The following is a 778-nucleotide window of genomic DNA, read 5'->3' on the forward strand; positions in this document are numbered from 1 at the left end:
CTTTTGCGTGTTTTGGATGCTCGTCATAGCTTAGCGGTAGCAGCTGCTCGTTTTTATGGTTCTCAACCTGAAACTGTCGTTGCTGTGACTGGGACAAGTGGAAAAACATCAGTTGTCTCTTTTCTTCGGCAAATTTGGACAAAGGTTGGATTATGTGCTGCGAGTATAGGAACGCTAGGTGTTGTTTCTCCTAAACGAAATGATTATGGTTCTCTTACAACACCTGACCCGGTCTTCTTGCAGCGTCTTCTTTCTGAAATTGCTAATGAAGGTGTTACACATGCAGCCCTTGAAGCATCTTCGCATGGGCTTGATCAGTGCCGACTTGACGGAGTACGTCTTACTGCTGCTGCCTTTACCAATTTAGGACGTGATCATATGGATTATCACACCAGCGTAGAGGATTATTTGCGTGCTAAAATGAGGTTATTTGATACACTTTTACCTCGAGATGCTTCTGCTTTGATTTTTGCGGATGATATTTATTCGCAAAAGGTTATTGATACCCTCACACAAGCACGTCGTCATGTTTTAACAATTGGGCGTAAAGGGCAATTTATCACTATTAATCGTATTGAACATCAACGTTCGAAACAGTGTGTTGAATGTCGTTTGGAAAACAATATCTACACATTTAATTTACCTTTAGCGGGAGATTTTCAAGTGAATAATGCACTTATGGCGGCGGGACTTGCGATTTCAACAGGTATATCACCTGATAAGGTATTTCGTTCTCTTGAAACTTTGCAGGGAGCACCTGGTCGTTTAGAGTTGGTTG

Annotated in this window: 1 protein-coding gene; it reads left to right on the forward strand. The window is 41.9% G+C overall.

The genetic code is table 11. From position 1 onward, the window contains the following. A partial coding sequence (locus ACFIO5_RS10585) for a Mur ligase family protein (RefSeq protein WP_375705377.1) occupies window positions 1–778 on the forward strand: 778 nt, incomplete at both ends.

It is taken from the genome of Bartonella sp. AA86SXKL, assembly GCF_042196885.1.